The following is a 25,090-nucleotide window of genomic DNA, read 5'->3' as shown; positions in this document are numbered from 1 at the left end:
TCAGTCGTTGCGGTGGGCGTAGAGGTCACGGAGCAGGGCGATCTCGGCGCCGTGGTGGATGACCTCGCGGTTGATGTGGAGCACGAGCTCGACCCGGGGGTGCTCGGCCCACGGCCCTTCGCTCGGGCCGCAGGGCTCGGCGAGGGCGGCCTCGTCCCAGGTGCGCACCCCGGCGGTCCACGCGGCGAACGCCTCGTCCAGCTGGGCCAGCGCCTCGCCTGCGGTGCCGGCGTACTCGAAGGTCTGGTAGTCGACCTCGGGGCCGCCGAAGTGGCTGTGCACCCGGGCGCCGAGTACCCCGACGATGATGTGGGCGAGACGCCACGCGATGGTCGTGACCGGCGCGGGGACGGGCTCGGGGTAGGCGAAGTCGATGGTCAGCTCGCCGCTGCCACCCTGGATCTCCGTCGCGCCCTCACCCCGCCGGTGCACGTTCCACGCGCCCGGGGTCGGCTCCCAGAGGTACTCCTCGTCGGTCAGACCCTCGAAGCGCGGTCTCAGCTGGTTGGTCCAGTGCCGAGCAGTCTGGTCCACGAGCACGGACGTCCAGTCGATGGGGGTCTCTGTCGTTGTCATACCTCGATCGTCGCAGGCATATAGGACAGGAACTGTCCGCAGAGGGTGGCAGTCTGTTGCCATGTCCTCGACCTCCGACGGCAACGGCACGACGGCCCGCGTGCTCCGGCTGCTCGACCTGCTCCAGAGCCGCCCCGTCTGGAGCGGCACCGAGCTCGCCGAGCGCCTCGGCGTCACGACGCGCAGCGTGCGCCGCGACGTCGAGCGGCTCCGTGACCTCGGCTATCCCGTCAACGCCGCCCACGGGGCCGGAGGCGGCTACCAGCTCGGCGCCGGGCGACGGCTGCCACCGCTCCTGCTCGACGACACCGAGGCCGTCGCCGTGGCCGTGTGCCTCCGGCTCGCGGCCGGCGGCACGGTCGAGGGACTCGGGGAGGCGGCCGTGCGCACCCTCGCCAAGCTCGACCAGGTGCTGCCGGGGCGTCTCCGCGCGCAGGTCGAGGCCATCCACGAGGCCACCGTCACGCTCGACGGCGGTGCGGCGCCCGTCGACGCCGCGACCCTCCTGCTGCTCGCTCGCGCGTGCCGCGAGACCGAGCGCGTCACCTTCGCGTATGCCGGCCCGCGCGGTTCCGGCGAACGCCGGGTCGAGCCCTACCGCCTCGTCGCCACCGGACGCCGCTGGTACCTGCTCGCCTACGACCTCGACCGCGAGGACTGGCGCACCTTCCGGCTCGACCGCATGTCCGGCGCCGAGACCCGGGGCTGGCGCTTCCGCCCGCGCGACGACGCGCCCGACGCGGCCGAGCACGTGCAGCGGTCGATCACCCGCGACGCGTACGACCACGTCGCGCGGGTGCGCATCGAGGCGCCGAAGTCCTTGGTGGACAAGCAGATCCCGCCATCGGTCGGGACGGTCACCGCCGACGGGCCCCACCGCTGCATCTTCGAGGCCGGCGGCAACCACCTGGGCGCCATGGCGATGCACATCGGTGCGCTGCCGTGGGAGATGACCGTCCTCGACCCGCCCGAGCTGCGCGAGACCATGCGCGAGCAGGCAGCCCGCATGCTCCGCGCCGCAGGTGACCCCGCCACCCGCTGACCACATGCAGTCGAGTGGCCCCGTCGTCACAGGGGCTGGTGGGGCTGGGAGGCCACTCGAGTGTCGAGTGGCCCCGTCGTACAGGGGCTGGTGGGGCTGGGAGGCCACTCGAGTGTCGAGTGGCCCCTCCGTACAGGGGCTGGTGGGGCTGGGAGGCCACTCGAGTGTCGAGTGGCCCCGTCGTACAGGGGCTGGTGGGGCTGGGAGGCCACTCGAGTGTCGAGTGGCCTCGTCGTACAGGGGCTGGTGGGGCTGGGAGGCCACTCGAGTGTCGAGTGGCCCCGTCGTCACACGTGGCTCAGCTCAGCCCGTGTTGCGCAGTCCCGCGGCGATGCCGTTGATCGTCAGCAGCAGCGCCCGCTGCACGTCGGCGTCCGGCTCGACGTCGTCGGGCACGGCACGCGACCGCGCGAGGAGCGAGGTCTGCAGCGCGTGCAGCGGCGCGAGGTAGCTGTCGCGCAGGGCGAGCGTGCGACGCAGGACCGGTGAGGCCTCGAGCAGCTCCTTCTGGCCGGTGACGCGCAGCACCTCCTCGACCGTCCGCGCGTGCTCCTCCCGGATCGTGTCGAAAACCCCGGCCACGTCGTCGGGCACGAGCGCCCGCACGTAGCCCGCCGCGATGTCGAGGTCCGACTTCGCCAGCGTCATCTGGACGTTGGAGAGGAATGTGCGGAAGAAGGCCCACGAGCCGTACATCTCGCGCAGCGTCTTCTCGCGCCCGTTGTCGCGGGCCGCGGCGAGACCGGAGCCGACGCCGAACCAGCCCGGCAGGATGATCCGGGACTGGGTCCAGCCGAAGACCCAGGGGATGGCGCGGAGGTCCTCGAGGCCGCCCTCGCCCCCGGGTCGCTTGGAGGGCCGCGAGCCGATGTTCATCTTGCCGAGCTCGTCGACCGGCGTCGCCGACACGAAGAAGGGCACGAGACCGGGGTCGCGCACGAGGGAGCGGTAGGCCTCCTGGCCGCGGCCCGCGACGAGGTCCATCGTGCCGTTCCAGCCGTCGAGGACGTCCTTGGGCAGCAGCGACCTCCGGTGCAGGACCGAGGCCTCGAGCACCGCGGCGAGGGCGACCTCGAGGTTGAAGCGCGCGAGTCCCGGCAGCGTGTACTTGTCGCTGATGACCTCACCCTGCTCGGTGATCTTGATCGGGCCGTCGAGGCTCCCGTAGGGCTGGGAGAGGATCGCCTCGCCCGTCGGGCCGCCGCCGCGCCCGACCGAGCCGCCTCGCCCGTGGAAGAGCCGCAGGACGACGCCGTGCTGGCGGGCGACGTCGCGCAGCGCGCGCTGGGCCCGGTGGATCTGCCACTGCGACGCGGCGATCCCCGCGTCCTTCGACGAGTCGGAGTAGCCGAGCATGATCTCCTGCACGTCGCCGCGGGCCGCGACGACCCGGCGGTACGACGGGTCGGACAGCAGGGCGTCGAGGAGCAGTCCGGCGGCCTCGAGCTCGGCGACGGTCTCGAAGAGCGGCGCGAAGCCGATCCGTGCCGTGGCCGGCGTCGAGTCGGTGCCCGTGTCGACGAGGCCGGCCTCGCGGGCCAGGACGACGACGGCGAAGAGGTCGTCGACGTCGTGGGTCATCGACACGATGTAGGTCTCGATCGCCTCGGGACCGTAGGTGTCGAGCGCCCGCCCGATCGCCGCCATGAGCGACAGCGACGCCTCGGCGGCCTCGCCGACGTCGTGGACGCCGACCCCGGTCAGCGGCCGGCGCGAGGCCATCTCGCGGGAGAGCACCTCGATGCGCGCCGCGTGGTCGAGCTCGCCGTAGGGCGTGTCGAGCCCGCCGATGCGGTCGTAGAGGTCGGCGAGGGCGGCGTGGTGCTTCGCGCTGTGCTCGCGGACGTCCAGCGTGGCGAGTCCGGTGCCGGTGGCGACCGCGGCGCGGATGAGACGGAGGATCGCGCCGTCGGCCGTCAGCGTGTCACCGGCCGCGAGCATCGAGTCGCGCATGAGGACGAGGTCGTCGAGCAGCTCGTCGAAGCCCGCGTAGTCGCGACCGGGCTCGTGCGCGGTGCCGTGGGTCAGGCGGTCGCGCGTGCGCAGCAGGCGGACGCGCACGAAGCTGAGCTTGAGGCGGTAGGGCTCCTCGGCGTTGAGCCGGCGCACCGCGGCATACGTCACCGGCAGCGCCTCCGCGTCGCGCTCGAGGCTCTCCCGCAGGGCGTCGGTGACCTCGACGAAACGGGTCGACGACGACAGCTCGTGGAGCATGTGGTCGAGCTTCTCGACGAGCTCGGCGAGCCCGGCGTCGTGCTGCATGCCGATGACCGCGAGGGTGACGTCGGGCGTGACGTTGGGGTTGCCGTCCCGGTCGCCGCCGGCCCAGGCGCCGAAGCGCAGCGGCCTGGCCGACGGCGGCAGCTCCACGCCGATGCCGGCGAGCGTCCGGTCGAGCTCGGCGAGCAGGTCGGGCACCACCTGGTCGGCGAGGAAGCGGAGCGTGTGCATGGCCGTGCGGGCCTCGTCGGTCGGCTCGGGCCGGACGATCCGCAGCTCGTCGGTCTGCCACATCATGTCGACGAGCTCGGCGAGCCGACGCTCGGCGCGTGGGCCGTCGGAGACGGGACGGCGCGGGTCCTCGAGCTCGTCGACCGTGACGGCGATCCGGCGGAGCAGGTTGAGGACGGTCCGGCGGGTCGCCTCGGTGGGGTGGGCGGTGAAGACGGGGCGGTACTCCAGCCGGGCGAGGATCGACTCCAGCTCGTCGCGCTCGAGCGTGCCCTCGTCGAGGGCGGCCCCGATGCGGCCGACCGTCGCGGCGAGCGGGGTCTGCTCGACGGCGCTCAGCTCCTGCCAGCGGTGCAGCTGCTCGGTGACGTTGACGAGCTGGAAGTACGCCGTGAAGGCGCGGGCGAGGACGACCGCGGTCGGTGCGTCGACGCCCTCGAGGAGCGCCCGCAGCTCGTCGTCCTCGGGCTCGCGGGCCAGGCCGCGCACCTTCTCGACGAGCGCGAGCAGGTCGGCGCCCTCGTGCCGTTCGAGGGCCTCGCCGAGCAGCGCTCCCAGCTGTCGCACGGAGGCGCGGAGGGCGGCATGCTGCTGCGCCGACGAGACGCCGGAGGCGAACGTCGCGGCGTTCGGCTCGCGGCGGTCGGCCTCGAGGAGCTGCTCGGTCGTGGCGGGGCCCTGGCTCGTCATGGGTCTGTCGTACCGCGTCGACGTTTCGGAGGCGTTTCGAGTCCACGATGGGGACCACGCGCTGGACACCGCAGTCCGCCATGTGGGCGGTTGTCGTGGTCGTCCGTGGCCGACGGCCACGACAAGCCGCCTCGTGGCCGGTCGTCGCGGCGGCCGGTCGAGAGGACCGGCGGGAGGTCCCTGCGAGGATGACGGCATGACCATCGGCACCCTCGTCCTCGCGGCCACCCCGATCGGCGACCCGCGGGACGCGGCGCCACGGCTCGCCCAGGAGCTCGCGACCGCCGACGTCGTCGCCGCCGAGGACACCCGCCGCCTGCGCCGCCTGCTCACCGACCTCGCCGTCACCCCCAGCGGGTCGGTCGTCAGCTACCACGAGCACAACGAGGCCGCCCGCACGCCCGACCTCGTCGCCCGCCTCCTCGCGGGGGAGCGCGTCGTCGTCGTGACGGACGCCGGTATGCCGTCCGTCTCCGACCCGGGCTACCGCCTCGTCGCCGCTGCGGTCGAGGCGGGCGTACGCGTGACGTGCGTCCCCGGGCCGAGCGCGGTCCTCATGGCGCTGGCGGTCTCGGGCCTGCCGGTCGACCGCTTCTGCTTCGACGGCTTCCTGCCGCGCAAGCCGGGGGAGAAGGCCAAGGTCCTCGCCGACGTGGCGGACGAGCGCCGGACCATCGTCTTCTTCGAGGCCCCGCACCGGCTCGCCGAGACGCTCGCTGCGATGCGCGACGCGTTCGGCCCCGAGCGTCGGGCGGCCGTCTGCCGCGAGCTGACGAAGACGTACGAGGAGGTCCGCCGCGGCACGCTCGCCGAGCTCGTCGCGTGGGCCGAGGGCGGCGTCAAGGGCGAGATCACGATCGTCGTCGCCGGGGCCGAGCGGGTGGTGCCGTCCCTCGAGGATGCCGTGGCCGGCATCCGCACGCGGGTGGAGGCGGGGGAGCGGCTCAAGGACGTCGCGGCCGACGTCGCGTCGCGCACGGGCCTGTCGAAGAAGGCGCTCTACGACGCCTCGCTCGCCGCCCGCTGACCGCACGCTGACCGCCCGTTGACCGCCCGCCCGGGCGTGCCCGGCGCCGTCTCGACAGGCGAACCCCTTGCCCCGCGGGGAACAGCGGGCAAGGCTGCTGTCGTTCCCCCTCCGGAGGCCGGCGACCCCGTCGGCCGAGTCGACAGCACAGCGAAGGAGCAAGGCATGGGCACCACTCGCACCGCCAGCACGCACTGGGAGGGCTCGCTCTTCGAGGGCTCGGGCCAGGTCAGCCTCGAGAGCTCGGGCATCGGCACCTACGAGGTCAACTGGCCCTCGCGGGCGGAGTCGTCGAACGGCAAGACGAGCCCCGAGGAGCTCATCGCCGCCGCGCACTCCTCGTGCTACTCGATGGCGCTGTCGAACGGTCTCGCGAAGGCCGGCACGCCCCCGACGACGCTCGACACCACGGCCAACGTGACGTTCGTCCCCGGCACGGGCATCACCGAGATCGCGATCAGCGTCGTCGGTGACGTGCCGGGCATCTCGGCCGAGGACTTCCAGGCCGCAGCCGAGGATGCCAAGGCCAACTGCCCGGTGAGCCAAGCGCTCAAGGCCGTGCCGATCTCGCTCGAGGCCCGTCTCGGCTGACCTCCACCACTGGACGCCGTCGGCGCCGACCCTCGGGGGTCGGCGCCGATGTCCTTGTGGCACAGCGCCGCTCGTGGGCGGGCGTGTCAGGCGGACTCGACCGTGGCCTTCAGCGACTCGAGCATGCCCTGCCAGCTCTGCGAGAACTGGTCGGCCTGCTCCTGCGAGTCGTTGCCGTCCTGCTCGAGGGCGAGCGTCGTTCGTCCGTCCCTCGTCGGGGTCAGCGTGTAGGTGACGGTGTGGTAGCTCTCGGGCCGGTCCTCCTGGCCCATGAGCGGGCTGTAGTGCGTCATCGAGAGGCGATGCCCCTCCTCGACCTCGAGCACCTCGCCCTTGTCCTCGTAGGGCTTGCCCTGCATCTCGCCCTGCCACGTGATGGGACTGCCGACCTGCCAGTCGGTGGTCAGGGTGGTGCCGGCCATCCACGACCTCACCCGATCCGGCTCCGTCAGCGCGTCCCAGACGGCACGCGGCGACGCGTCGACGATGACCTCTGCCTGTGCGATGTGTCCAGTCATCCTCCTGTCGTACTCGCCCGGAGCCGTCTCGCGCCAGTGGGGGGCGGCAGCGCGTCCGCGCCGGACCCGCCGTCCCGGCCCGGCGGCATACTCGTGCGCGGTGGCGCCCCGGCCCCGCCTAGGATTGCTCGCCATGAGCCATGTCCTGTCTGCCGTCGCCTGGCCGTACACCAACGGCCCGCGCCACATCGGCCACGTGGCCGGTTTCGGTGTGCCCTCCGACGTCTTCAGCAGGTACATGCGGATGGCAGGGCACGACGTCCTCATGGTCTCCGGCACCGACGAGCACGGCACGCCGATCCTCGTCCTCGCCGAGGAGGAGGGCCTGACGCCGCAGGAGCTCGTCGACAAGTACAACGCGGTCATCGCCCAGGACCTCGCCGACCTCGGCCTGTCCTACGACCTCTTCACCCGCACGACGACGCGCAACCACTACGCCGTCGTCCAGGAGATGTTCCGCCAGGTCCACGCCAACGGCTACATGATCGAGCAGACGACGCGGGGCGCCATCAGCCCGTCGACGGGCCGCACCCTGCCGGACCGCTACATCGAGGGCACGTGCCCGATCTGCAGCTTCCCCGAGGCGCGCGGCGACCAGTGCGACAACTGCGGCAACCAGCTCGACGCCGACGAGCTCATCAACCCGCGCAGCAAGATCAACGGCGAGACGCCGGAGTTCATCGAGACGCAGCACTTCTTCCTCGACCTGCCGGCCCTCGCCGGCGCCCTCGGCGAGTGGCTCGACGGACGCGAGGCGTCGGGCACGTGGCGCCCCAACGTCATCAAGTTCTCCAAGAACCTCCTCAAGGACGTCCGCCCGCGCGCGATGACCCGCGACATCGACTGGGGCATCCCGATCCCGCTCGAGGGGTGGGAGGACAACCCGAGCAAGCGTCTCTACGTGTGGTTCGACGCGGTCATCGGCTACCTCTCGGCCTCCATCGAGTGGGCGCGCCGGGTCGGTGCGCCGGAGCGCTGGCGCGAGTGGTGGAACGACCCCTCGGCCGTGTCCTACTACTTCCAGGGCAAGGACAACATCACCTTCCACAGCCAGATCTGGCCGGCCGAGCTGCTCGGCTACGCCGGGCGCGGTGACAAGGGCGGCGAACCGGGGAAGTACGGCGTGCTCAACCTGCCGACCGAGGTCGTGGCCTCCGAGTTCCTGACGCTGGAGGGCAAGCAGTTCTCGACGAGCCGCAAGCACGTCATCTACGTCCAGGACATCGTCGCCCGCTACGGACCCGACCCGATCCGCTACTTCATCTGCGCGGCCGGGCCGGAGAACCAGGACGCCGACTTCTCCTGGGCCGAGTTCGTCCAGCGCAACAACAGCGAGCTCGTCGCCGGCTGGGGCAACCTCGTCAACCGCACGGCCGCGATGATCGCCAAGAACTTCGGCGAGATCCCGAGGGCGTATGCCGTCGAACCCGTCGACGAGGAGCTGCTGGCTGCCGTGCGGGGTGCGTTCGCGACCGTCGGCGCCTCCCTCGAGCGGCACCGGCAGAAGGCCGCCCTCGCCGAGGTCATGCGGGTCGTGGGCGAGGCCAACGCCTACGTCTCGAGGACCGAGCCGTTCAAGCTCAAGGGCGACGACCAGCGCGAGCGGCTCTCCACCGTGCTCCACACGCTGGCCCAGGCCGTCTCAGATATCAATACGCTGATCTCACCGTTCCTGCCTCACGCGGCGAACCGCGTCCACGCCGTTCTCGGCGGTGCGGGCGAGTTCATGCCGATGCCTCGTCTGGAGGTCGTCCCCGACCTCGACGACGACGCCCGGAGCTACCCGGTCATCACCGGCGAGTACTCCTCGACGCCGCGCTGGGAGTCGCGGCCGGTCGTCGTCGGGACGCCCGTCGCGAAGCCGTCAGGGGTCTTCGTCAAGCTCGACGCCGAGCAGGTCATCGAGGAGGAGCGCACCCGCCTCGGCGACACCGCGCCGGGCGGAACGCGGCACCACTCCGACCCCCTCGCGGCGCCGAGGATGGGCAAGCCGAAGGGCGGAGCCGGTGCCGACGGCGACGCGGCCGGCAGTGCCGCCTCCGACGAGGCACCGACCGCATGACCCCGCACGCGTCGGGGCAGCGGGGCCTGCCGGAGACGGCGCCCGACCCGCTGCCCATCGACGTCGTGGACAACCACGTCCACCTCGACATCACGCGCGAGGGCGACGAGCCGTTCGACGTCGCCGACGCGATCAAGGCCGCCCGGGCGGTCGGTGTGACCCGGCTCGTCCAGGTCGGGTGCGACCTCGACGGGATCCGATTCACCATGGATGCCATCGAGGCACATGACGAGCTCGTCGGCGGAATCGCCCTGCACCCCAACGAGGTTCCCCGTCTCGCGGCGGCTGGGCGACTCGACGAGGCCTACGCCGAGGTCGAGCGGTGCGCGGTCCACGACCGCATCCGCGTCATCGGCGAGACCGGTCTCGACTACTTCCGCACCGGCCCCGAGGGCGTCGCCGTCCAGCAGGACGGCTTCCGCTGGCACATCGACCTCGCCAAGCGCCTCGGCAAGGCCCTGCAGATCCACGACCGCGACGCCCACGCCGACGTGCTCCGGATCCTCGAGGAGGAGGGGGCGCCCGAGCACACGGTCCTGCACTGCTTCTCCGGCGACCTGACGATGGCCCGCGAGTGCGTCGAGCGCGGCTACTACCTCAGCTTCGCGGGCACCGTCACCTTCAAGAACGCGCGCGGCCTGCGTGACGCGCTGACCGCGATCCCGCTCGACCGTGTCCTCGTCGAGACCGACGCCCCGTACCTCGCGCCCGCCCCGCACCGGGGCGCGACCAACGCCTCGTTCCTCGTGCCCGTGACCATCCGGGCGATGGCCGCGGTGCTCAACATCGACGTCCCGGCGCTGTGCCGTGCCGTCTCGGACAACAGCGAGCGGGTCTACGGCCCGTGGGGTGCGGAACGAAACGGCCAAAGCGCCTAGCGCACCGCAGAACGTCCCGTCCACCGACCCCGGTCTCCGTTACCGAAATTTGACCTTTCCACGGTGTGTCGGTCACTGTTGACGACTGTTGGCCGGTTGCCACCCCGCATCGACCTCCTTCCGACGACGTGAGGAGGACGGATCGAGAGCGCGTTGCACCCGGGTCGTTCGACGTTCGGAGTGTTTTGATTTCTCGCAACGCCAAGATCCTGGCCGCCGCTGGCGCGGCCGTCGTCCTCACGGGTGGCGCCGTCGGCGCGGCCCAGCTCGACAAGGCCGTCAACCTCTCCGTGGACGGCACGGCCAGCTCGGCCCACGTCTTCGGCAGCACGGTCGGCGACGTCCTCGACAACCAGGGGATCGCGGTGAAGCCGGGCGACGTCGTCGTCCCCGCCGCGGATGCCCCCATCAGCGACGGCGACACGATCACCGTCAAGTACGCCCGCCTGCTGACCCTCACGGTCGACGGCAAGACCCGCCAGCTGCGCACCACCGAGACCACGGTCGACGGCGCGCTGCTCGCGCTCGGTCTCCGCGGCGAGGGTGCCCGCCTCTCGGTCTCGCGTTCGCAAACCATCGGTCGTCAGGGTCTGGCCGTCACGGTCGTGACCCCGAAGGCCGTCACGGTCACCGTCGACGGCAAGACGACGACGAAGACCATCGCTGCCGCCACCGTCGGCGAGGCGCTGACCCAGCTCGGTGTCCGCCTCGGCAAGACCGACAAGGTCAACCCGCCGGTCACGACCCGCCTCACGTCGGGCGCCAAGGTCGCGGTCCAGCGCGTGCAGACGAAGGACAAGAAGGTCAACGAGGCCATCGCCTTCGGCACGACGAAGAAGAAGACGAGCGACCTCTACACCGACCAGACCAAGGTCTCGCGTGCCGGCGTCACCGGCGTGCGCACCGTCACGGTCCGCAGCACGGTCGTCGACGGCAAGGTCGTCTCCACCAAGGAGATCTCCTCGAAGGTCACCAAGGCCCCCGTCGACCGCATCCTGCTCGTCGGCACCAAGGACCGCCCGGCCGCCGCGCCGAGCACCACGAGCACCGGCAGCACCGGCGGCTCGAGCTCGGGCGCCGGCATCAACCTCGCCCGCGCCGCCATGTGGGACCAGATCGCCCAGTGCGAGTCCGGTGGCAACTGGCACATCAACACGGGCAATGGCTACTACGGCGGCCTGCAGTTCCTCACGTCGACGTGGCTCGGTGCCGGCGGTGGCGATTTCGCCCCGCGTGCCGACCTCGCGTCCCGCGAGCAGCAGATCACCGTGGCCAACCGGCTCTACGCGTCGAGCGGCACCTCCCCCTGGTCGTGTGCCTGACCCAACCGCGCAGCGCCAGCACGGCTCGACGAGGCCCCCGACCAGCACGGTCGGGGGCCTCGTCCCGTCGAGTGGCCCCGCCGTCGCACGAGCGAGCCGTCCCACCCCGTCGAGTGGCCCCGCCGTCGCACGAGCGAGCCGTCCCACCTCGTCGAGTGGCCCCGGAACCCCACCTGTGACTAGCCCCCGTGGGACCAGTGGGGTTCCGGGGCCACTCGAGTGCCTGGGGGACCGAGCACCCGGGCGCAGGCGCGCGGTGCCCGGGCGCGCGGTGCCCGGGCGCGCGGCGGCCGGCCACGCGGCATACGACATCGGCCGTTGCGCCATAGGGTGAGCGCATGAGCAAGAAGGACGCGCCGGACGTCGACGATGCCGCGCTCCTCGGACCGGCGCAGGTGCGTGAGCTCGCCGAGCGGCTCGAGGTGCGGCCGACGAAGCAGTGGGGCCAGAACTTCGTCGTCGACGCCAACACGGTGCGCAAGATCGTCCGGGTCGCCGGCGTCGGCCCGCACGACGTCGTCGTCGAGGTCGGTCCGGGCCTGGGCTCGCTCACCCTCGCGCTCCTGCCGGTCGTCAAGCACGTCACGGCCGTCGAGGTCGACCCGCGGCTCGCGGGCGCGCTCGAGGAGACGGTCCGCACGCTCCAGCCGGAGAACGCCGACAAGCTGCGCCTCGTCGCAGCCGACGCCCTCACCGTCACGAGGCTGCCCGGACCCGACCCCACCGCCCTCGTCGCCAACCTGCCGTACAACATCTCGGTGCCGGTCGTGCTCTCCTTCCTCCAGCACTTCCCGACGATCGAGCGCGTCCTCGTCATGGTGCAGCTCGAGGTCGCGGAGCGGCTCGCGGCCAAGCCGGGCAGCAAGATCTACGGCGTCCCCAGCCTCAAGGCCGCGTGGTACGCCGACGTCGAGCTCGCCGGACGCGTCGGGCGCAACGTCTTCTGGCCCGCACCCAACGTCGACTCCGGCCTCGTCGCGCTGCGCCGGCGCAAGCCGCCGAAGACGACGGCGAGCCGCGAGGACGTCTTCCGCTGCATCGACGCGGCGTTCCTCCAGCGGCGCAAGGCCCTGCGAGGTGCGCTCGCGTCGTGGGCGGGGTCCGCTGACGCCGCCGAGCAGGCGCTCCTCAGGGCCGGCGTCGACCCCCGCACGCGTGGTGAGCAGCTCGACATCACGACCTTCGCGCGCATCGCGGAGGCCCGACCGGAGGGCGTGGGTCCCGCCCAGCCGCGCGCACGCCGTCGGGCCCGTACGTCCTGAGCCCGGCTGGTCGGCCCATAGGGTGGGCGCATGACTGTCGCTCCGACCCTGCCCGGCGCGGTGACCGTGCGGGTCCCGGCCAAGGTCAACCTCGAGCTGCGCGTCGGTCCCCGGCGTCCTGACGGCTTCCACGCGCTCGCGACCGTCTACCAGGCGGTCTCGCTGCACGACGAGGTCTCCGTCGCGCGCTGGGACGAGTGGCAGGTCGTCGCGGCGGGGGCGTACGCCGACCGCATCCCCACCGACGGGGACAACCTCGCGGTCCGCGCCGCCCGTCTCGTCGCCGACCGCTGGGACGTCGACGAGTGCCTCTCGATCCGCATCGACAAGGACATCCCGGTCGCGGGCGGCATGGCCGGCGGCTCCGCCGACGCCGCGGCTGCGCTCGTCGCCTGTGACCAGCTGTGGGGCCTCGGTCTCGACCGGGACGAGCTCGCCGAGCTGGCGGCCACCCTCGGCAGCGACGTGCCGTTCATCCTGTCCGGGGGCAACGCGATGGGCTCGGGCCGCGGAGAGCAGCTGGCTCCCGTGCTCGCGCGCGGCACCTTCCACTGGGTCTTCGCCATCAGCGACACCGGCCTGTCGACCCCGGAGGTGTATGCCGAGTGCGACCGTCTGCGCGAACGTGACGGCATCGACGTGCCCGAGCCCCAGGTCAGCTCCGAGCTGATGGCGGCGCTGCGCTCGGGTGACCCCGCCCTGCTCGGTGCGGCCCTGCACAACGACCTCGAGCCGGCCGCCTTCTCGCTGCGGCCGCAGCTGCGCGAGCTGCGTGACGCGGGCGTCGAGTTCGGCGCGCTCGGCGGGATCGTGTCGGGCTCGGGCCCGACCGTCGCCTTCCTCACCGAGAGCCACGAGGCCTCGCTCGACCTGTCGGTGTCGCTCGCGGCCTCCGACCTGTGTCGCGACCTGCGCCGCGCCAAGGGCCCGGTTCACGGCGCGCACGTCGTCGCCACCCCTCGCCACGCCGACTGAGCCGCGAGGGGCTCGACGGCGGGGCTCCGCGCTCACTGACGCCGGAGCGCTGCAGCGCCCCTGAGTCGGACCGGCGCTGCTGTGCGTGACCGGCGTCGCTGAGCGGGATTCGGCGGCCGCCCGCGCAGGCCGTAGGGTCAGTCAGCGATGGCAAACCTGATCTCCCTCGAGCGCGTGTCGCTCGTCTTCGGCACGTCCCACGTCCTCGACGACGTCAGCCTCGGCGTCCTCACGGGCGACCGCATCGGCGTCGTCGGCGTCAACGGCGGCGGCAAGTCGACGCTGCTGCGCGTCATGGCCGGCCTGCAGGAGGCCGACTCCGGCCGCATCACCAAGCAGGGCGGCGCCGACGGCATCCGCATCGGCATGCTCGCCCAGGAGGACGCGCTCGACCCCGAGTGGACGATCCACGAGGCCGTGCTCGGCGACCTGCCCGAGCACGTCTGGGCCGGCGACCCCCGCATCCGCGACGTCCTGACCGGGCTTCTCGGCGGCATCGACGCCGAGAACGTCGGCGGCCTCGACAGCCGGGTCGGCCCGAAGTCCGGTGGCGAGCGTCGCCGCCTCGCGCTGGCCCGCCTGCTCGTCTCGGACCCCGAGCTGCTGCTTCTCGACGAGCCGACCAACCACCTCGACGTCGAGGGCGTCGCCTGGCTCGCCGACCACCTCGCGACGAAGCGGCCGCGGCCCGGCAACGCCACCGTCGCGATCACCCACGACCGCTGGTTCCTCGACGCCTACGCGACGAACACGTGGGAGGTCGAGGGCGGCAAGGTCAGCGCCTTCGAGGGAGGGTATGCCGCGTACGTCCTCGCGAAGGCCGAGCGGGACCGCCTCGCCGGGGTCGTCGCCGACCGTCGCTCCAACCTCATGCGCAAGGAGCTCGCCTGGCTGCGCCGCGGTGCGCCGGCACGCACGAGCAAGCCGAAGTTCCGCATCGACGCGGCCAACGCGCTCATCGCCGACGAGCCGGCCCCGCGCAACAGCGTCGAGCTCGCGTCGTTCGCGAGCCGTCGCCTCGGCAAGGACGTGCTCGACCTCGAGGACGCCACCGTGTCGGTCGGCGAGCCGCCCCACGAGCGCCGCCTGCTCGACCACGTGACGTGGCGGCTCGCGCCGGGGGAGCGCATCGGCATCGTCGGCGTCAACGGCGCCGGCAAGTCGACCCTGCTGCGCGCGCTGACGGGCGAGATCCCGCTCGACGGCGGCCGGCGCAAGATCGGCAAGACCGTCGCCATCGCCCACCTCACGCAGGAGGTGCGCGAGCTCGAGCGCTTCGAGCAGTGGCGTGTCATCGAGGCCATCGAGGACGTCAAGCAGTGGACGACCCTGGGTGACAAGGAGATCAGCGCCAGTCAGCTCGCGACGCGTCTCGGCTTCCCGGGTGGTCGCCAGCAGTCGCGCGTCGGCGACCTCAGCGGTGGGGAGCGACGACGGCTCCAGCTGACCCGGCTGCTGCTCACCGAGCCCAACGTCCTCATCCTCGACGAGCCGACCAACGACCTCGACATCGAGACGCTGACCTCGCTCGAGGACGTCCTCGACGGCTGGGCCGGCACCCTCGTCGTCGTCTCGCACGACCGCTACCTGCTCGAGCGGGTGGCCGACAAGCAGCTGGCCCTGCTCGGCGACGGCAAGGTGCGCGAGCTGCCCGGCGGCGTCGAGGAGTACCTCCGGCTCCGCACGGCGGACATCGCGGCCCGGGTCGCGCGAGCGGCTGCGACCCCGGCCGCGAGCGGTGGCTCGGCTGCCGCGTCGAGCGGGCCGGACGGCATACGCCCCCAGTCGGCGACGACCGCGAGCCCGGCCGAGGTGCGGGAGGCGCGCAAGTCGATGGCGCGCATCGAGAAGCAGCTCTCGAGGCTGCAGGACCGCGAGGAGCGCCTGCACGGCGACATGGCCGAGAAGGCCACGGACCCCGCGGCGCTCGCCGACCTCAACGCCAAGCTGCAGTCCGTCGTCTCCGAGCGCGAGGAGCTCGAGCTCGAGTGGCTCGAGGCCGCCGAGATCGTCGGCTGACCCGCAGCGGTCCAGCCACCCCTTTCCTCTCCCTGCAACACACCGAGCAGGTCGCAACCCACCGGGATCCGATGCCGGTGGGTTGCGACCTGCTCGGTGTGTTCGGCGGGGGTGGTCCTTGAAAGTATCTTGATGTCAAGATACTTTGAGGGCATGGAGATGTTCCTGCACCACGTCCAGGTGTCCGGTCCGGCCGGTTGCGAGGACGCCATGCGCGCCTTCTACGTCGGCGTGCTCGGGATGACCGAGGTCGCCAAGCCCGAGCGGCTCCGAGCGCGGGGCGGCGCGTGGTTCCGAGCCGGCGCGGCCGAGGTGCACGTCGGCATCGAGGACGGTTTCGTCCCCGCCCGCAAGGCCCATCCCGGCATCGCGGTCGGCGACGTCGAGGCCCTCGCCCGCGTCGTCGAGGCCGCCGGCGCGCCGGTCACGTGGGACGAGAACATCCCGGGTCTACGCCGCTTCCACACCGCTGACCCCGTCGGCAACCGGCTGGAGTTCCAGCAGGCGAACCGGTGAGCGCGTGAGGGCCTCAGCCGTGCGGGTCGCGACGCGTCTCGCGCGTCTCGAGCGGAGCCAGCATGCGCCGCAGCAGCCCGGCGAGCTGTGCGCGGTCGGTCGCCGACAGCTCCGAGAGCAGCGACTTCTCCTGCTCGATGAGGTCGGCCATCGCCGAGTCGACGACGTCACGTCCCGCCGTCGTGAGGCGCACCAGGACGCCCCGACGGTCGCCCGGGTCGGGGCGCCGCTCGACGAGGCCGCTGCGCTCGAGGCGGTCGACGCGGTTGGTCATCGTGCCCGAGGTGACGAGGGTCTGCTGCACGAGCTGCCCGGGCGACAGCTCGTAGGGCTCGCCCGCACGTCTCAGCGCCGACAGCACGTCGAACGCCCAGCCGTCGAGCAGGTGCTCGGAGAACGCCGAGCCGCGCGCGAGGTCGAGGCGGCGCGCCAGCCGCGACACCCGAGAGAGCACCTCGAGCGGCGACACGTCGAGGTCGGGGCGCTCCCGGCGCCAGGCCGCGACGATCTCGTCGACGTCGTCGGCAGGCCTGCGGTCGGCGCTCATGGTCTCAACTGTAGTCGCCGTCAAGACTCTTGACATCGAAAGAAAGCGAGGACGACATGACCGAACCCACCACCCCGCCCGCAGGCGCTGCCGAGGGCGCTGCTGAGGACGCCGCCGAGCGGCCCGTGGCGCCCGGCACGGCCTCCCGCTCGGCCGACTCGGCCTGGGACCCGCGGCAGTATGCCGTCTTCGCCGGTCACCGTGGCCGCCCCTTCGCCGACCTGCTGGCCCGCGTCGACGCCGACGACCCCGCCCTCGTCGTCGACCTCGGCTGCGGTCCCGGCGAGCTGACACTCGGGCTCGCCCAGCGGTGGCCGGGTGCACGGGTCGTCGGCGTCGACAGCTCTCCCGAGATGCTCGCGCGCGCCCGGGCCCTCGACGCCGACGGGCGCGTCGAGTGGGTCGAGGCGAGCGCCGAGGACTGGGACCCCACCGAGTCCGGCGGGTCGGTCGACGTGCTCGTCACGAACGCGACCCTCCAGTGGGTGCCCAGCCACCTGCGCCTCATCCCCTCCTGGCTCGAGAGTCTCGCGCCCGGAGGCACGTTCGCGATGCAGGTGCCCGCGAACTTCGACGCGCCGTCGCACCGCCTCATGCGCGAGGTCGCCGCACGCCACCCGCGCGCCGATGACCTGCGCCCGGGCCTCGACCGTGCCCAGGCCGTGGCCCGCCCGGAGACGTATGCCGCCCTCCTCCTCGACCGCACCGCCGACGTCGACGTGTGGCAGACGACGTACCAGCACGTGCTGAGCGCCGAGCCCGACGGCCGGCACCCGGTGCTCGAGTGGGTGCGGGGCACAGGTCTGCGGCCGGTGCTCGGCGTCCTCGACGGCGACGAGCGCGACGCGTTCGTCGCGGACTACGAGGCCGAGCTCGAGACGGCATACCCGCGTCGTGCGTTCGGCGTCCTCTTCCCCTTCACGCGCACCTTTGCCGTGGCGCGCACCCCGCGCTGAGGCAGTCTCGGCTCACGGCGCCGCGTCGCCGCGGTGCCGCTCCTGGGCGACGACCTCGGCGAGGTCGGCCAGACGCCGGCGCTGCTGCAGCGGCCGGGCCATCCGGTGGTTGCCCTCGAGGCGCTCGGCGTTGCGGTCGAGATAGGACCAGTAGCCGGCGGTGAAGGGGCACGCGTCGTCGCCGACCCGCTTCTTCGGGTCGTAGCGACAGCCGCCGCAGTAGTCGCTCATCCGGTTGACGTAGGCGCCACCCGACACGTAGGGCTTCGTCGCCATCGCGCCGCCGTCGGCGTGCTGGCTCATCCCGACGACGTTGGCCGGCATGACCCAGTCGTAGCCGTCGACGAACCGGGTCTGGAACCACTCGGTCAGCGCGTCGGGGTCGTAGCCGCGCTGCGCCGCCCAGTTGCCGAGCACCATGAGGCGTGGGATGTGGTGCACCCAGCCGCGGTCGCGCACCCCCTCCATCGCGTCGTGGAGGCAGGCGGCCTCGACGGCCTCGGCGTCGAGCCGGTCGAACCAGTCGGGCAGCGGCGTCCGGGCCTGCAGGCTGTTGCGGCGGCGGTAGGTCGGGCCGAAGTGCCAGTAGAGGTGCCAGACGTACTCGCGCCAACCGATGACCTGGCGCACGAAGCCCTCGACGGACGCGAGGGGTGCGTCGCCGTCGCGGTAGGCCTGCACGGCCCGGTCGGCGACCTCGACGGGGTCGAGGAGCCCGAGGTTGAGCGGCACCGACAGCAGGCTGTGCGCCATCGCCCAGTCGCCGCGGAGCATCGCGTCCTCGTGCGGCCCGAAGCTGCCCAACCGGTGCGTCACGAACCGCTCGAGCGCGGCGACGGCCTCGCGACGCGTCACGGCGAAGAGGCGAGGCCCGTCGACGCCGGTGGGGGAGACGTGCCCCGCACGCGTCCACCGGTCGAGGTCGTCGCGCACCTCGGCGTCGATGTCGTCCTCACGCGGCCGGTAGGGCGCCGGCACGTCGAGGCGCTCCGCTCCCTTCGGAGGGGGCTTGCGGTTGTCCTCGTCGAACGACCACCGGCCGCCGACGGGCCGGTCTCCCTCGACGAGCAGGTCGAGGCGTTGGCGCTGGAAGCGGTAGAAGTCGTCCATCCGCAGCCGGCGCCGACCGCCGGCCCACCGGGCGAACTCCTCGCGGGGCAGGCTGTAGCCCGGCGTCGGGTCGACGGACTCGACCATCCCGGACGCGACGAGGCGGCGCACGAGGCGCTCGGCGGCATACGACGTCGGCTCGTGGACCCGCACCGGCTCGCCCAGCTCGCGCAGCGCCTCGGTGTAGGAGTCGGTGCGCAGGAGCACGGCGGAGTCCCCGAGCTCGGCGGCCCGGTGGCGCAGCGCCGAGAGCACGAGGTGCAGCTTCTGGCGGTGGAACGGTCGACGCCCCAGCGCCCGGCGGCTCTCGACGAGCAGGACGCCGTCCCGACCGACGTCGAAGTGCGGGCCGAGCTGGTCGGCGAAGAGCCAGCGCCTCGTCATCGGGTCGGTGGCGTCGTCAGGGGCGTCGTCGGCGGCACGGACCCATCATGGCCGAGGCCTGCGACAGTCGGTGAGGGCCGACGGCGGCGCCGCGTCGCCGGGTAAACCCGGGGTCTTGCGGCGGTAAGGCCGGGGTCTCGTCGGTGTCGGCCGTCTCGCCCGGGAAGAAAATCCCCGTCAATTTCCGGCATTTCGACCCATTTCGGAAAACCGTGTCATGAAATGGGTCTCGGCACGTCATACAGATGACGGCACCGCAGGGGTCTCCCGCTTGGTCAGGGGAGGGAGTGGCCCCTACGGGTTGTCTTCGGTGGTGCCGTCAGGTTTCGTCCTTCCGCGTGGTTTCGTGGAGGGGATCATTCGGAAGGACGAAACCTGCCCACCGCGTGTCGGCGCAGGCCCCGGGTGGGGTCTGCGCGCAGGGCCCGGTCCGGACCGGTTCGTCCCGATCGCGCACACGCCCGCGTTCCGACTCGACGCCCGCCCTGCTGCTTGGCAGACTGGCCCGCACCGGGGCAGTAGAAGGGCGAAAGGGTGTCGGCAGACGCGACCTTGTGGTCGAGCGAGGCATGGGCCTCGGCCCCTGACGTGTACCTCCTCGTCCGGACCCGCGAAGGCTCCGCCGAGGCGTTCGGTGAGCTGTGGCGCCGTCACCTGCCTGCCGCGTATGCCGTCGCCGGGCGTCACCGCGGCCGCTCGGCCCCGGAGGACATCGTCGCCGAGGCTGCCGCTCGCGTCCTCGCGCTGATCCGCGACGGCAAGGGTCCCGACGAGCACTTCCGGGCGTACTTCCTGTCCGCCGTGCGGTCCGTCGCGATCGACCAGGGCCGCCGCGACCTGAGGGTCGTGCCCACCGAGGCCGACGACCTCGAGGACCTCGCCGACCCGGCGGAGGACCCCTTCGAAGGACTCGCCACCGACGACGAGGGGCTCGCGCTCGTCCGTGAGGCCTTCGCGGGTCTCTCCGAGCGCGACCAGCGGGTGCTGTGGCACACGACCGTCGAGGGGGCGGCGCCGCGCGCGGTCGCGCCGGCACTCGGCATGACCGCCAACGCCGTCAGCGTCCGGGCCATGCGGGCCCGGGAGTCGCTCCGAGCGCTCTACCTCGACGCCCGGGCCGAGCGCGGTCTGGCCGCTGCCGACACCGACGAGTGCCGGTGGACCGTGAGCCACCTCGGCGCCCTCGTTCGCGGGCGGCTGCCCAAGCGGCAGACCGAGCGCGCCGAGGCCCACGTCGCCGGCTGCCCGCACGCCGCGGCCATCGCGGCCGACCTGCGCGTCATCCACGACGGCTTCCCGGCTCTCATCGTGCCGCTCGCGCTCCTGGCCGGGCTCGGCACGCCCGGCTTCGTCAGTGTCGCCGCCGTCGTCGGTCTCTCCGGTGGCGCCGGCGTGGCCGGCCACGCCGGGTTCGCCGGGGGCGGAGGTGCGCAAGCACCCGGTCCGGTGGGCTCGGGGCAGCCGGCGCCGTCCTCCTCCTCCTCCTCCTCTTCCTCGTCGTCGTCGGCCGCCGGGTCGGGTGCCGACGTCGTCGCCCAGGTGGCGAGCCGGGTCACCGGGCTCGTCGCCGGTCTCGCGGTCTCGGCCGGGGTCGCGGGGGCGCTGGCCCTGCCCGGCGCCTCGCTCGCGGCGCCCTCGGCGACGGTCGTGCCGCCTCCGGCTGCGCCCACCTCGAGCGCGATGTCCCGCGCCGTCCCCGGAGCCGTCCCTGGTGCCGTGCCCGGGGCGTCGCCGCGCGCCGTCGTCACACCAGGTGCGACGTCCCCGGCCGGCCTGCCCACCCGGACCCTGAGCGCCTCGACCGTCCCGTCGGCCGTTGGTCCCGCGACCTCGTCCGGCGGAGCCGTCGTCGACTCGGGCCGCACTCCCTCGACGGTGGGCGGCACCCCCGTGCCGCCGGGCGCGACGCCCGCGGACAACGGCGGCGCGGACCCGGCGCCGCCGGCGCCGCCGTCGGGCACGGGTCCCGGCCGGCCGACGACCCCGCCGCCTGCGCCGCCGACGACGACGCCGCCGGCTCCGAGCCCGACACCACCACCGACCACGACACCCCCGGCACCTGAGCCGGGTGGCGTCGCGCCCACCATCACGGTCCGACTCGTCTCCGGGAGCGACCCGGCGCGCATCTCCGTGCGCGTGCGCTCCCAGGTCGAGGGCTCGATGACGGTGCGCATCAGCAACGTGTCTGGCTCCGGAACGCTCACGGTGCGCAACTCGAGCTGGACGTGCACCCCGACGACCACCTCGGCGGTGCGGTGCACGGGGAGCCGCGGCCAGGCCTTGCTCGAGCAGTCCGGCACCGGCGCGGTCCAGCCCGTCGTCGTGCGCGTCACCGACGCTGCCGGGGACACCTGGACCGAGACCCTCCGCCCCACCTGACCCCCACCCCGTCGAGTGAGCGCCCGGCCACACTCGAGTGAGCGCCCGGCCACAGTCGAGTGGTGCCGTCGTCCCATCCGTCACATGGGGTGTGGGACGGGTCGCTCACTCGAGTGAGCGCGTGTGGGGCGGTGGCGGGTCAGCAGTGGGGGACCGTCACGAGCCGGGGCGTGCGGTCGAGGCCCGAGAGGCCGTTCCAGGCGAGGTTGACCAGGTGCGCGGCGACCTGGTCCTTCTTGAACTTGCGCCGGTCGAGCCACCACTGCCCCGTGAGGGCCACCATCCCGACGAGCATCTGCGCGTGGATCGGTGCCGACTTCGGGTCGAGGCCGCGTTGCTTGAACTCGGCGGCGAGCAGGTGCTCGACCTGGACCGCGACGTCACCGAGGACGCTCGCGAACGACCCGGTCGACTGCCCCGGGGGCGAGTCGCGCACGAGGATGCGGAAGCCCGACGGATCCCTCTCGATGTAGTCGAGCAGGGCCAGCGTGGCCCGCTCGAGCAGCACCCGCGCCCCTTCCGGCTCCTCGAGCGCCGCGCCGATGCCGCCCATCAGCGCCTGGATCTCACGGTCGACGACGACGGCGTAGAGGCCCTCCTTGCCGCCGAAGTGCTCGTAGACGACCGGCTTGGAGACGCTCGCCTTGGCGGCCACCTCCTCGACCGTCGTCGCCTCGAACCCCTTGTCGGCGAAGAGCTTGCGGCCGACGGCGATGAGCTGCTCGCGGCGCTCCGGGCCCGTCATCCGGGCGCGCGGGCGGGAGCGGTCGGCGCGGTCTGGTCGGTCGGCGGTCACGCCGCCATTGTGCCTGTCGCGGTGCCGTCGTCCGCGACGGACGAGGCCGCGCCCGACTTTCTTGCCGAATCCCGTCATGAAACGCCCCCCGAACACGTCTATGTCATTGGTAGGGAGGAGGCGGCTCGCGCCGGGCACCGTGTGGGGACACGGCCGAGGCGAGACCGCCGGTGAGGTCGATCCGGTCGGACGAGGGCAGACGCGGGTCGACCTCACCGTCATGCCCGAAGGTGGTTCGGCGAACCCCGTCCCCAGAACGGCCGTCATGGAGCACACTGGGGAGGCACGTCGGGCGGAAGGTGCCGCACTTGTCAGCACACACGATGGGACCCCAGTCCGACCCCATGACGGACGCGTCCGCGACCGCTGGGGTCGAGGCGTCCGACGTCGTGCTCCTCGCCCGGGCACGGTCGGGCGAGCACGAGGCCTTCGCGGCACTCTGGCGCAGGCACCTGCCCGCCGCCCACGCCGCGGCGACGCCGTTCCGCGGCCGCGTGTCGGCCGAGGACCTCGTGGCCGAGGCGTCCGCCCGTCTGTTCCGGCTCCTGAGCGAGGGGCGGGGACCGTCGTCGAACTTCCGCGCCTACTTCGTCTCGACCGTGCGCACCGTCGGCGTCGACGCCGTGCGCCGCGAGATGAGCGTCGTGCCGACATCGACGACCGACCTCGACCTGCTGCCCGGACCCGACGACGGACTGTCGGCCCTCAGCGCGCAGGGAGTCGACACGGACCTGGTGCGGGAGGCCTTCCTCCGGCTGAGCGAGAGCGACCGGCGGCTGCTCTGGCAGACGATGGTCGAGGGCCACCCACCGCGCGTGGTCGCTCCCGAGCTCGGGGTCTCGGCCAACGTGGCCAGTGCACGCGCGAGGCGGGCCCGTGACGAGCTCCGGGACCGCTACCTCGACTCCTGGGTGCGGCGCCGCGTCCCGGTCTGTGACGCGCGTGACTGCCGCTGGACCCTCGACCATCTCGGCGGCCTCGTGCGCGGGCGGCTGACCGAGCGGCAGCGGGCGCGCGTCGAGGCGCACCTGGCCTGCTGTCCTCGCGAGGCCGGGCTCGCCGCCGAGCTCCAGCGCGTCTACGACGGGTTCGGCGCGCTCACCGGTCCGCTCGTCCTCGCGGCCGGAGCGGCGGTGCTGGCCAGTCTGCCGAAGGGGGCGATGGCCGCTCTGGTCGGGTCGACCGCGACCGGTGCGACGACGGGTGGCGGCGCTGCCGGTGGGGCGGCCGGCGCGGGTGTCGCAGGCTCGAGCGCCGGCGCCACGGCCGGGGCCGGCCCTGCCGTCGGCGGCGCGGCAACCGGCAGCGCCGCGAGCGGCAGTGCCGGTCTGGGCGGCACCCTGACCGTGAGCGGTGCCGGCGCGACGGCATCAGGCTCCGCGACAGCAGGAGCGGGACTCACCGCGGTGACGACCTCCGCGTCCGCCGGCACGGCCACCGGCGCGGCAGCCGGCGCGGCGGGCGCGGGCAGCGCCGTCCTGGCGGTCCCGGCCGCGGCAGGCGTGACCGGCACCACGGCCCTCGTGTCGAGCGCGGCCGTCGTCGCTCCCGTTGCTGCGGTGATGGGCGGGTCGATCCTGGCCGGCACCGCGATCGGTCCGCCGTTGGCCACCGCCATGGCAGGACTCGTCGTCGGGCTCGGCCTCTCGGTGGCACCGGCTGCGGCGCACGACCTCGGGACCACGACCACGTCGACCGTCGCCCAGGCCGACGTCGTCGACGCGGGCTCGGGAAACGCGCCGCAGGTCGGCACGACCCCGGTCGACGTGCTCCACCTCGACCTCCTCCCCGCGCCGGTAGAACCGGCGCCCGCGGATCCGGCGCCGTCCGACCCGGCGCCCGCGGACCCGGCCCTCGTTGACCCGGCTGCCGTCGATCCGGCATCCGCGGATCCGGCGCCGGTTGACTCGGCGCCGTCCGACCCGGCGCCTGCGGTCCCGGCGCTCGTGGACCCGGCACCTCCCGACGCGACGTCGTCCGATGCGACGTCGTCCGATGCGACGCCCGCGGATCCGGCGCCCTCCGACCCGGCGCTTTCCGACACGACGTCCTCCGACACGACGTCCTCCGACACGACGTCCTCCGACACGACGCCCTCCGACACGACGCCCTCCGACACGACCTCTGCCGACACGACGTCTTCCGACACGGCGCCCTCCGACACGACGTCCAACGACCCCACACCCGTGGATCCCGCTCCGGCCGAGGGCAGTCCGGCCGAAGGCGACTCTGCATCCCCGACGCCGGACCCGGCTCCGGCCGCGGGTGACGCCGCGCCGGCGGACCCCGGGACGAACGCGGACTCCAGCCCTGCGGCCGAGAACGGACTGCTGCGCTCGGCAGCTCCAACCGCGGACCCGGTCGTCCCTCCGGTCGCCGCCCCGGACTCCGTCACCGACGCCCCTGCGCAGGCTGCCGGCGCTCCCGCGACCGTCGTCCCGACACCGGGGACGCCGACCGGCGACGCGCACCTTGCAGGAGCGTGAGTCCGCGACGGAGCGACGTCGGGTCTGCACTACCCTGTCCACGTCCACGACGACGATCCCCGGTTGGTCTGCCGGCAGGGCCCGCCTGACTTTGAATCAGGACAAGCGACGCAGGTTCGACTCCTGCCCGGGGAGCAGGAGACGGTGAGGGGGACCCTCGACGAGCGGCGTCGCCCGACGTGCGTGGGGGTTCGCGGTCGAGCGACGCCTTGGCCGCTCGGCAGGGAGTTCGTGCCTGAGCCAGCCCCGGGCCGCCAACTAAGGGGGGGACTGGCGGACCCGTCCTTCCATGGTCGCACGGGCAGGCGCGATCGGTGCCGGACGACGTGTCACGGCTCGACCGACGTCTTCGGCCACACGGCATACGCCGTCGCGCGACAGCGCCGGTGTGAGTGGGGTCACGGCGCGCCCGTGGCCGGGGCAGCACCCTCGCTCCCCACGAGTAGCATGGCCGAGGCGCACCCCGGCGCCCTCGTGGGCCGGGGTCGCATGCACCCGAGTGC

General features: G+C 73.1%; 19 protein-coding genes and 1 tRNA gene. 14 read left to right on the top strand and 6 right to left on the bottom strand.

Features of this window, described 5'->3' with window-relative positions; translation table 11 throughout:
* Positions 1–576 carry a DinB family protein gene (locus ACSQ2D_RS16100; protein ID WP_435986941.1) on the bottom strand — a complete coding sequence of 192 codons (576 nt, stop codon included), beginning with the start codon at positions 574–576 and terminating at the stop codon, positions 1–3.
* A gap of 61 nt (positions 577–637) precedes the next feature.
* On the opposite strand from ACSQ2D_RS16100, the gene ACSQ2D_RS16095 reads away from it, so the two are divergent.
* Positions 638–1,618 (top strand): helix-turn-helix transcriptional regulator, encoded by a 981-nt coding sequence (locus tag ACSQ2D_RS16095; RefSeq protein ID WP_435986940.1) that lies wholly within the window; start codon positions 638–640, stop codon positions 1,616–1,618.
* 303 nt (positions 1,619–1,921) lie between these two features.
* Here the strand turns inward: ACSQ2D_RS16095 and ppc are convergent, their stop codons facing one another.
* A complete protein-coding gene (ppc, locus tag ACSQ2D_RS16090; protein ID WP_435986939.1) occupies positions 1,922–4,759 on the bottom strand; it encodes a phosphoenolpyruvate carboxylase in 2,838 nt (945 codons plus the stop codon).
* Between the two features lie 196 nt (positions 4,760–4,955).
* Between ppc and rsmI the strand changes: the two genes are divergently transcribed.
* Positions 4,956–5,786 carry a 16S rRNA (cytidine(1402)-2'-O)-methyltransferase gene (gene rsmI / locus ACSQ2D_RS16085; protein ID WP_435986938.1) on the top strand — a complete coding sequence of 277 codons (831 nt, stop codon included), beginning with the start codon at positions 4,956–4,958 and terminating at the stop codon, positions 5,784–5,786.
* 165 nt (positions 5,787–5,951) lie between these two features.
* Positions 5,952–6,377 (top strand): OsmC family protein, encoded by a 426-nt coding sequence (locus tag ACSQ2D_RS16080; RefSeq protein ID WP_435986937.1) that lies wholly within the window; start codon positions 5,952–5,954, stop codon positions 6,375–6,377.
* Between the two features lie 86 nt (positions 6,378–6,463).
* Here ACSQ2D_RS16080 and ACSQ2D_RS16075 read toward each other — a convergent pair whose 3' ends face one another.
* Positions 6,464–6,895: an SRPBCC family protein gene (locus ACSQ2D_RS16075; RefSeq protein ID WP_435986936.1), complete on the bottom strand. Its 432-nt coding sequence runs from the start codon at positions 6,893–6,895 to the stop codon at positions 6,464–6,466.
* A 133-nt stretch (positions 6,896–7,028) separates the two neighbouring features.
* Here ACSQ2D_RS16075 and metG point away from each other — a divergent pair, with 133 nt between their 5' ends.
* From metG to ACSQ2D_RS16040, 7 genes are all read left to right on the top strand, one after another.
* Positions 7,029–8,957, top strand: a complete 1,929-nt coding sequence (gene metG, locus ACSQ2D_RS16070; RefSeq protein WP_435986935.1) for a methionine--tRNA ligase — start codon at positions 7,029–7,031, stop codon at positions 8,955–8,957.
* Complete coding sequence (locus tag ACSQ2D_RS16065; RefSeq protein WP_435986934.1) at positions 8,954–9,835, top strand: TatD family hydrolase; 882 nt, start codon at positions 8,954–8,956, stop codon at positions 9,833–9,835. The genes metG and ACSQ2D_RS16065 overlap by 4 nt, the downstream gene beginning before the upstream one ends.
* Positions 9,836–10,020: 185 nt before the next feature.
* Entirely contained in the window at positions 10,021–11,157 is a 1,137-nt protein-coding gene (locus ACSQ2D_RS16060) for a ubiquitin-like domain-containing protein (RefSeq protein ID WP_435986933.1), read from the top strand.
* A 338-nt stretch (positions 11,158–11,495) separates the two neighbouring features.
* On the top strand, positions 11,496–12,419 hold the full coding sequence (rsmA, locus tag ACSQ2D_RS16055; protein ID WP_435986932.1) for a 16S rRNA (adenine(1518)-N(6)/adenine(1519)-N(6))-dimethyltransferase RsmA: 924 nt from the start codon (positions 11,496–11,498) through the stop codon (positions 12,417–12,419).
* A 30-nt stretch (positions 12,420–12,449) separates the two neighbouring features.
* Positions 12,450–13,394: a 4-(cytidine 5'-diphospho)-2-C-methyl-D-erythritol kinase gene (locus tag ACSQ2D_RS16050; RefSeq protein WP_435986931.1), complete on the top strand. Its 945-nt coding sequence runs from the start codon at positions 12,450–12,452 to the stop codon at positions 13,392–13,394.
* A gap of 147 nt (positions 13,395–13,541) precedes the next feature.
* Complete coding sequence (locus ACSQ2D_RS16045) at positions 13,542–15,413, top strand: ABC-F family ATP-binding cassette domain-containing protein (protein ID WP_435986930.1); 1,872 nt, start codon at positions 13,542–13,544, stop codon at positions 15,411–15,413.
* Positions 15,414–15,545: 132 nt separating this feature from the next.
* Positions 15,546–15,929, top strand: coding sequence for a VOC family protein (locus tag ACSQ2D_RS16040; RefSeq protein WP_435986929.1), 384 nt, complete (start codon positions 15,546–15,548; stop codon positions 15,927–15,929).
* Between the two features lie 13 nt (positions 15,930–15,942).
* On the opposite strand, the gene ACSQ2D_RS16035 is transcribed toward ACSQ2D_RS16040, so the two are convergent.
* The gene (locus tag ACSQ2D_RS16035; protein WP_435986928.1) at positions 15,943–16,476 is read right to left on the bottom strand and encodes a MarR family winged helix-turn-helix transcriptional regulator; all 534 of its coding nucleotides are present in this window, start codon (positions 16,474–16,476) and stop codon (positions 15,943–15,945) included.
* A gap of 56 nt (positions 16,477–16,532) precedes the next feature.
* On the opposite strand from ACSQ2D_RS16035, the gene ACSQ2D_RS16030 reads away from it, so the two are divergent.
* Positions 16,533–17,432 carry a methyltransferase domain-containing protein gene (locus tag ACSQ2D_RS16030; protein WP_435986927.1) on the top strand — a complete coding sequence of 300 codons (900 nt, stop codon included), beginning with the start codon at positions 16,533–16,535 and terminating at the stop codon, positions 17,430–17,432.
* 12 nt (positions 17,433–17,444) lie between these two features.
* Here ACSQ2D_RS16030 and ACSQ2D_RS16025 read toward each other — a convergent pair whose 3' ends face one another.
* Positions 17,445–18,926 (bottom strand): cryptochrome/photolyase family protein, encoded by a 1,482-nt coding sequence (locus ACSQ2D_RS16025; RefSeq protein ID WP_435986926.1) that lies wholly within the window; start codon positions 18,924–18,926, stop codon positions 17,445–17,447.
* Positions 18,927–19,514: 588 nt separating this feature from the next.
* Between ACSQ2D_RS16025 and ACSQ2D_RS16020 the strand changes: the two genes are divergently transcribed.
* Positions 19,515–21,305 carry a sigma-70 family RNA polymerase sigma factor gene (locus tag ACSQ2D_RS16020; protein ID WP_435986925.1) on the top strand — a complete coding sequence of 597 codons (1,791 nt, stop codon included), beginning with the start codon at positions 19,515–19,517 and terminating at the stop codon, positions 21,303–21,305.
* 139 nt (positions 21,306–21,444) lie between these two features.
* On the opposite strand, the gene ACSQ2D_RS16015 is transcribed toward ACSQ2D_RS16020, so the two are convergent.
* Entirely contained in the window at positions 21,445–22,050 is a 606-nt protein-coding gene (locus ACSQ2D_RS16015) for a TetR/AcrR family transcriptional regulator (RefSeq protein ID WP_435987864.1), read from the bottom strand.
* 359 nt (positions 22,051–22,409) lie between these two features.
* Between ACSQ2D_RS16015 and ACSQ2D_RS16010 the strand changes: the two genes are divergently transcribed.
* Together ACSQ2D_RS16010 and ACSQ2D_RS16005 are read left to right on the top strand one after the other, a co-directional pair.
* The gene (locus tag ACSQ2D_RS16010; protein WP_435986924.1) at positions 22,410–24,587 is read left to right on the top strand and encodes a sigma-70 family RNA polymerase sigma factor; all 2,178 of its coding nucleotides are present in this window, start codon (positions 22,410–22,412) and stop codon (positions 24,585–24,587) included.
* 56 nt (positions 24,588–24,643) lie between these two features.
* Positions 24,644–24,722: transfer RNA gene (locus ACSQ2D_RS16005), tRNA-Gln, on the top strand.
* The last annotated feature ends 368 nt before the right edge of the window (positions 24,723–25,090 follow it).

Source organism: Terrabacter sp. LjRoot27, from assembly GCF_964254175.1.
In the GTDB taxonomy this organism is placed as follows: Bacteria; Actinomycetota; Actinomycetes; order Actinomycetales; family Dermatophilaceae; genus Terrabacter.
This window is presented reverse-complemented; position numbering and strand designations above follow the sequence as displayed.

Bases quoted from the DNA above. Each gene is read 5' to 3' on its own strand.
- ACSQ2D_RS16050 (WP_435986931.1), top strand. From the start codon at position 12,450: ATGACTGTCGCTCCGACCCTGCCCGGCGCGGTGACCGTGCGGGTCCCG.
- ACSQ2D_RS16025 (WP_435986926.1), bottom strand. From the start codon at position 18,926: ATGACGAGGCGCTGGCTCTTCGCCGACCAGCTCGGCCCGCACTTCGAC.
- ACSQ2D_RS16100 (WP_435986941.1), bottom strand. From the start codon at position 576: ATGACAACGACAGAGACCCCCATCGACTGGACGTCCGTGCTCGTGGAC.
- ACSQ2D_RS16095 (WP_435986940.1), top strand. From the start codon at position 638: ATGTCCTCGACCTCCGACGGCAACGGCACGACGGCCCGCGTGCTCCGG.
- ACSQ2D_RS16015 (WP_435987864.1), bottom strand. From the start codon at position 22,050: ATGACGGGCCCGGAGCGCCGCGAGCAGCTCATCGCCGTCGGCCGCAAG.
- ACSQ2D_RS16045 (WP_435986930.1), top strand. From the start codon at position 13,542: ATGGCAAACCTGATCTCCCTCGAGCGCGTGTCGCTCGTCTTCGGCACG.
- metG (WP_435986935.1), top strand. From the start codon at position 7,029: ATGAGCCATGTCCTGTCTGCCGTCGCCTGGCCGTACACCAACGGCCCG.
- ACSQ2D_RS16040 (WP_435986929.1), top strand. From the start codon at position 15,546: ATGTCAAGATACTTTGAGGGCATGGAGATGTTCCTGCACCACGTCCAG.
- ACSQ2D_RS16030 (WP_435986927.1), top strand. From the start codon at position 16,533: ATGACCGAACCCACCACCCCGCCCGCAGGCGCTGCCGAGGGCGCTGCT.
- rsmA (WP_435986932.1), top strand. From the start codon at position 11,496: ATGAGCAAGAAGGACGCGCCGGACGTCGACGATGCCGCGCTCCTCGGA.
- ACSQ2D_RS16035 (WP_435986928.1), bottom strand. From the start codon at position 16,476: ATGAGCGCCGACCGCAGGCCTGCCGACGACGTCGACGAGATCGTCGCG.
- ACSQ2D_RS16080 (WP_435986937.1), top strand. From the start codon at position 5,952: ATGGGCACCACTCGCACCGCCAGCACGCACTGGGAGGGCTCGCTCTTC.
- ppc (WP_435986939.1), bottom strand. From the start codon at position 4,759: ATGACGAGCCAGGGCCCCGCCACGACCGAGCAGCTCCTCGAGGCCGAC.
- rsmI (WP_435986938.1), top strand. From the start codon at position 4,956: ATGACCATCGGCACCCTCGTCCTCGCGGCCACCCCGATCGGCGACCCG.
- ACSQ2D_RS16065 (WP_435986934.1), top strand. From the start codon at position 8,954: ATGACCCCGCACGCGTCGGGGCAGCGGGGCCTGCCGGAGACGGCGCCC.
- ACSQ2D_RS16075 (WP_435986936.1), bottom strand. From the start codon at position 6,895: ATGACTGGACACATCGCACAGGCAGAGGTCATCGTCGACGCGTCGCCG.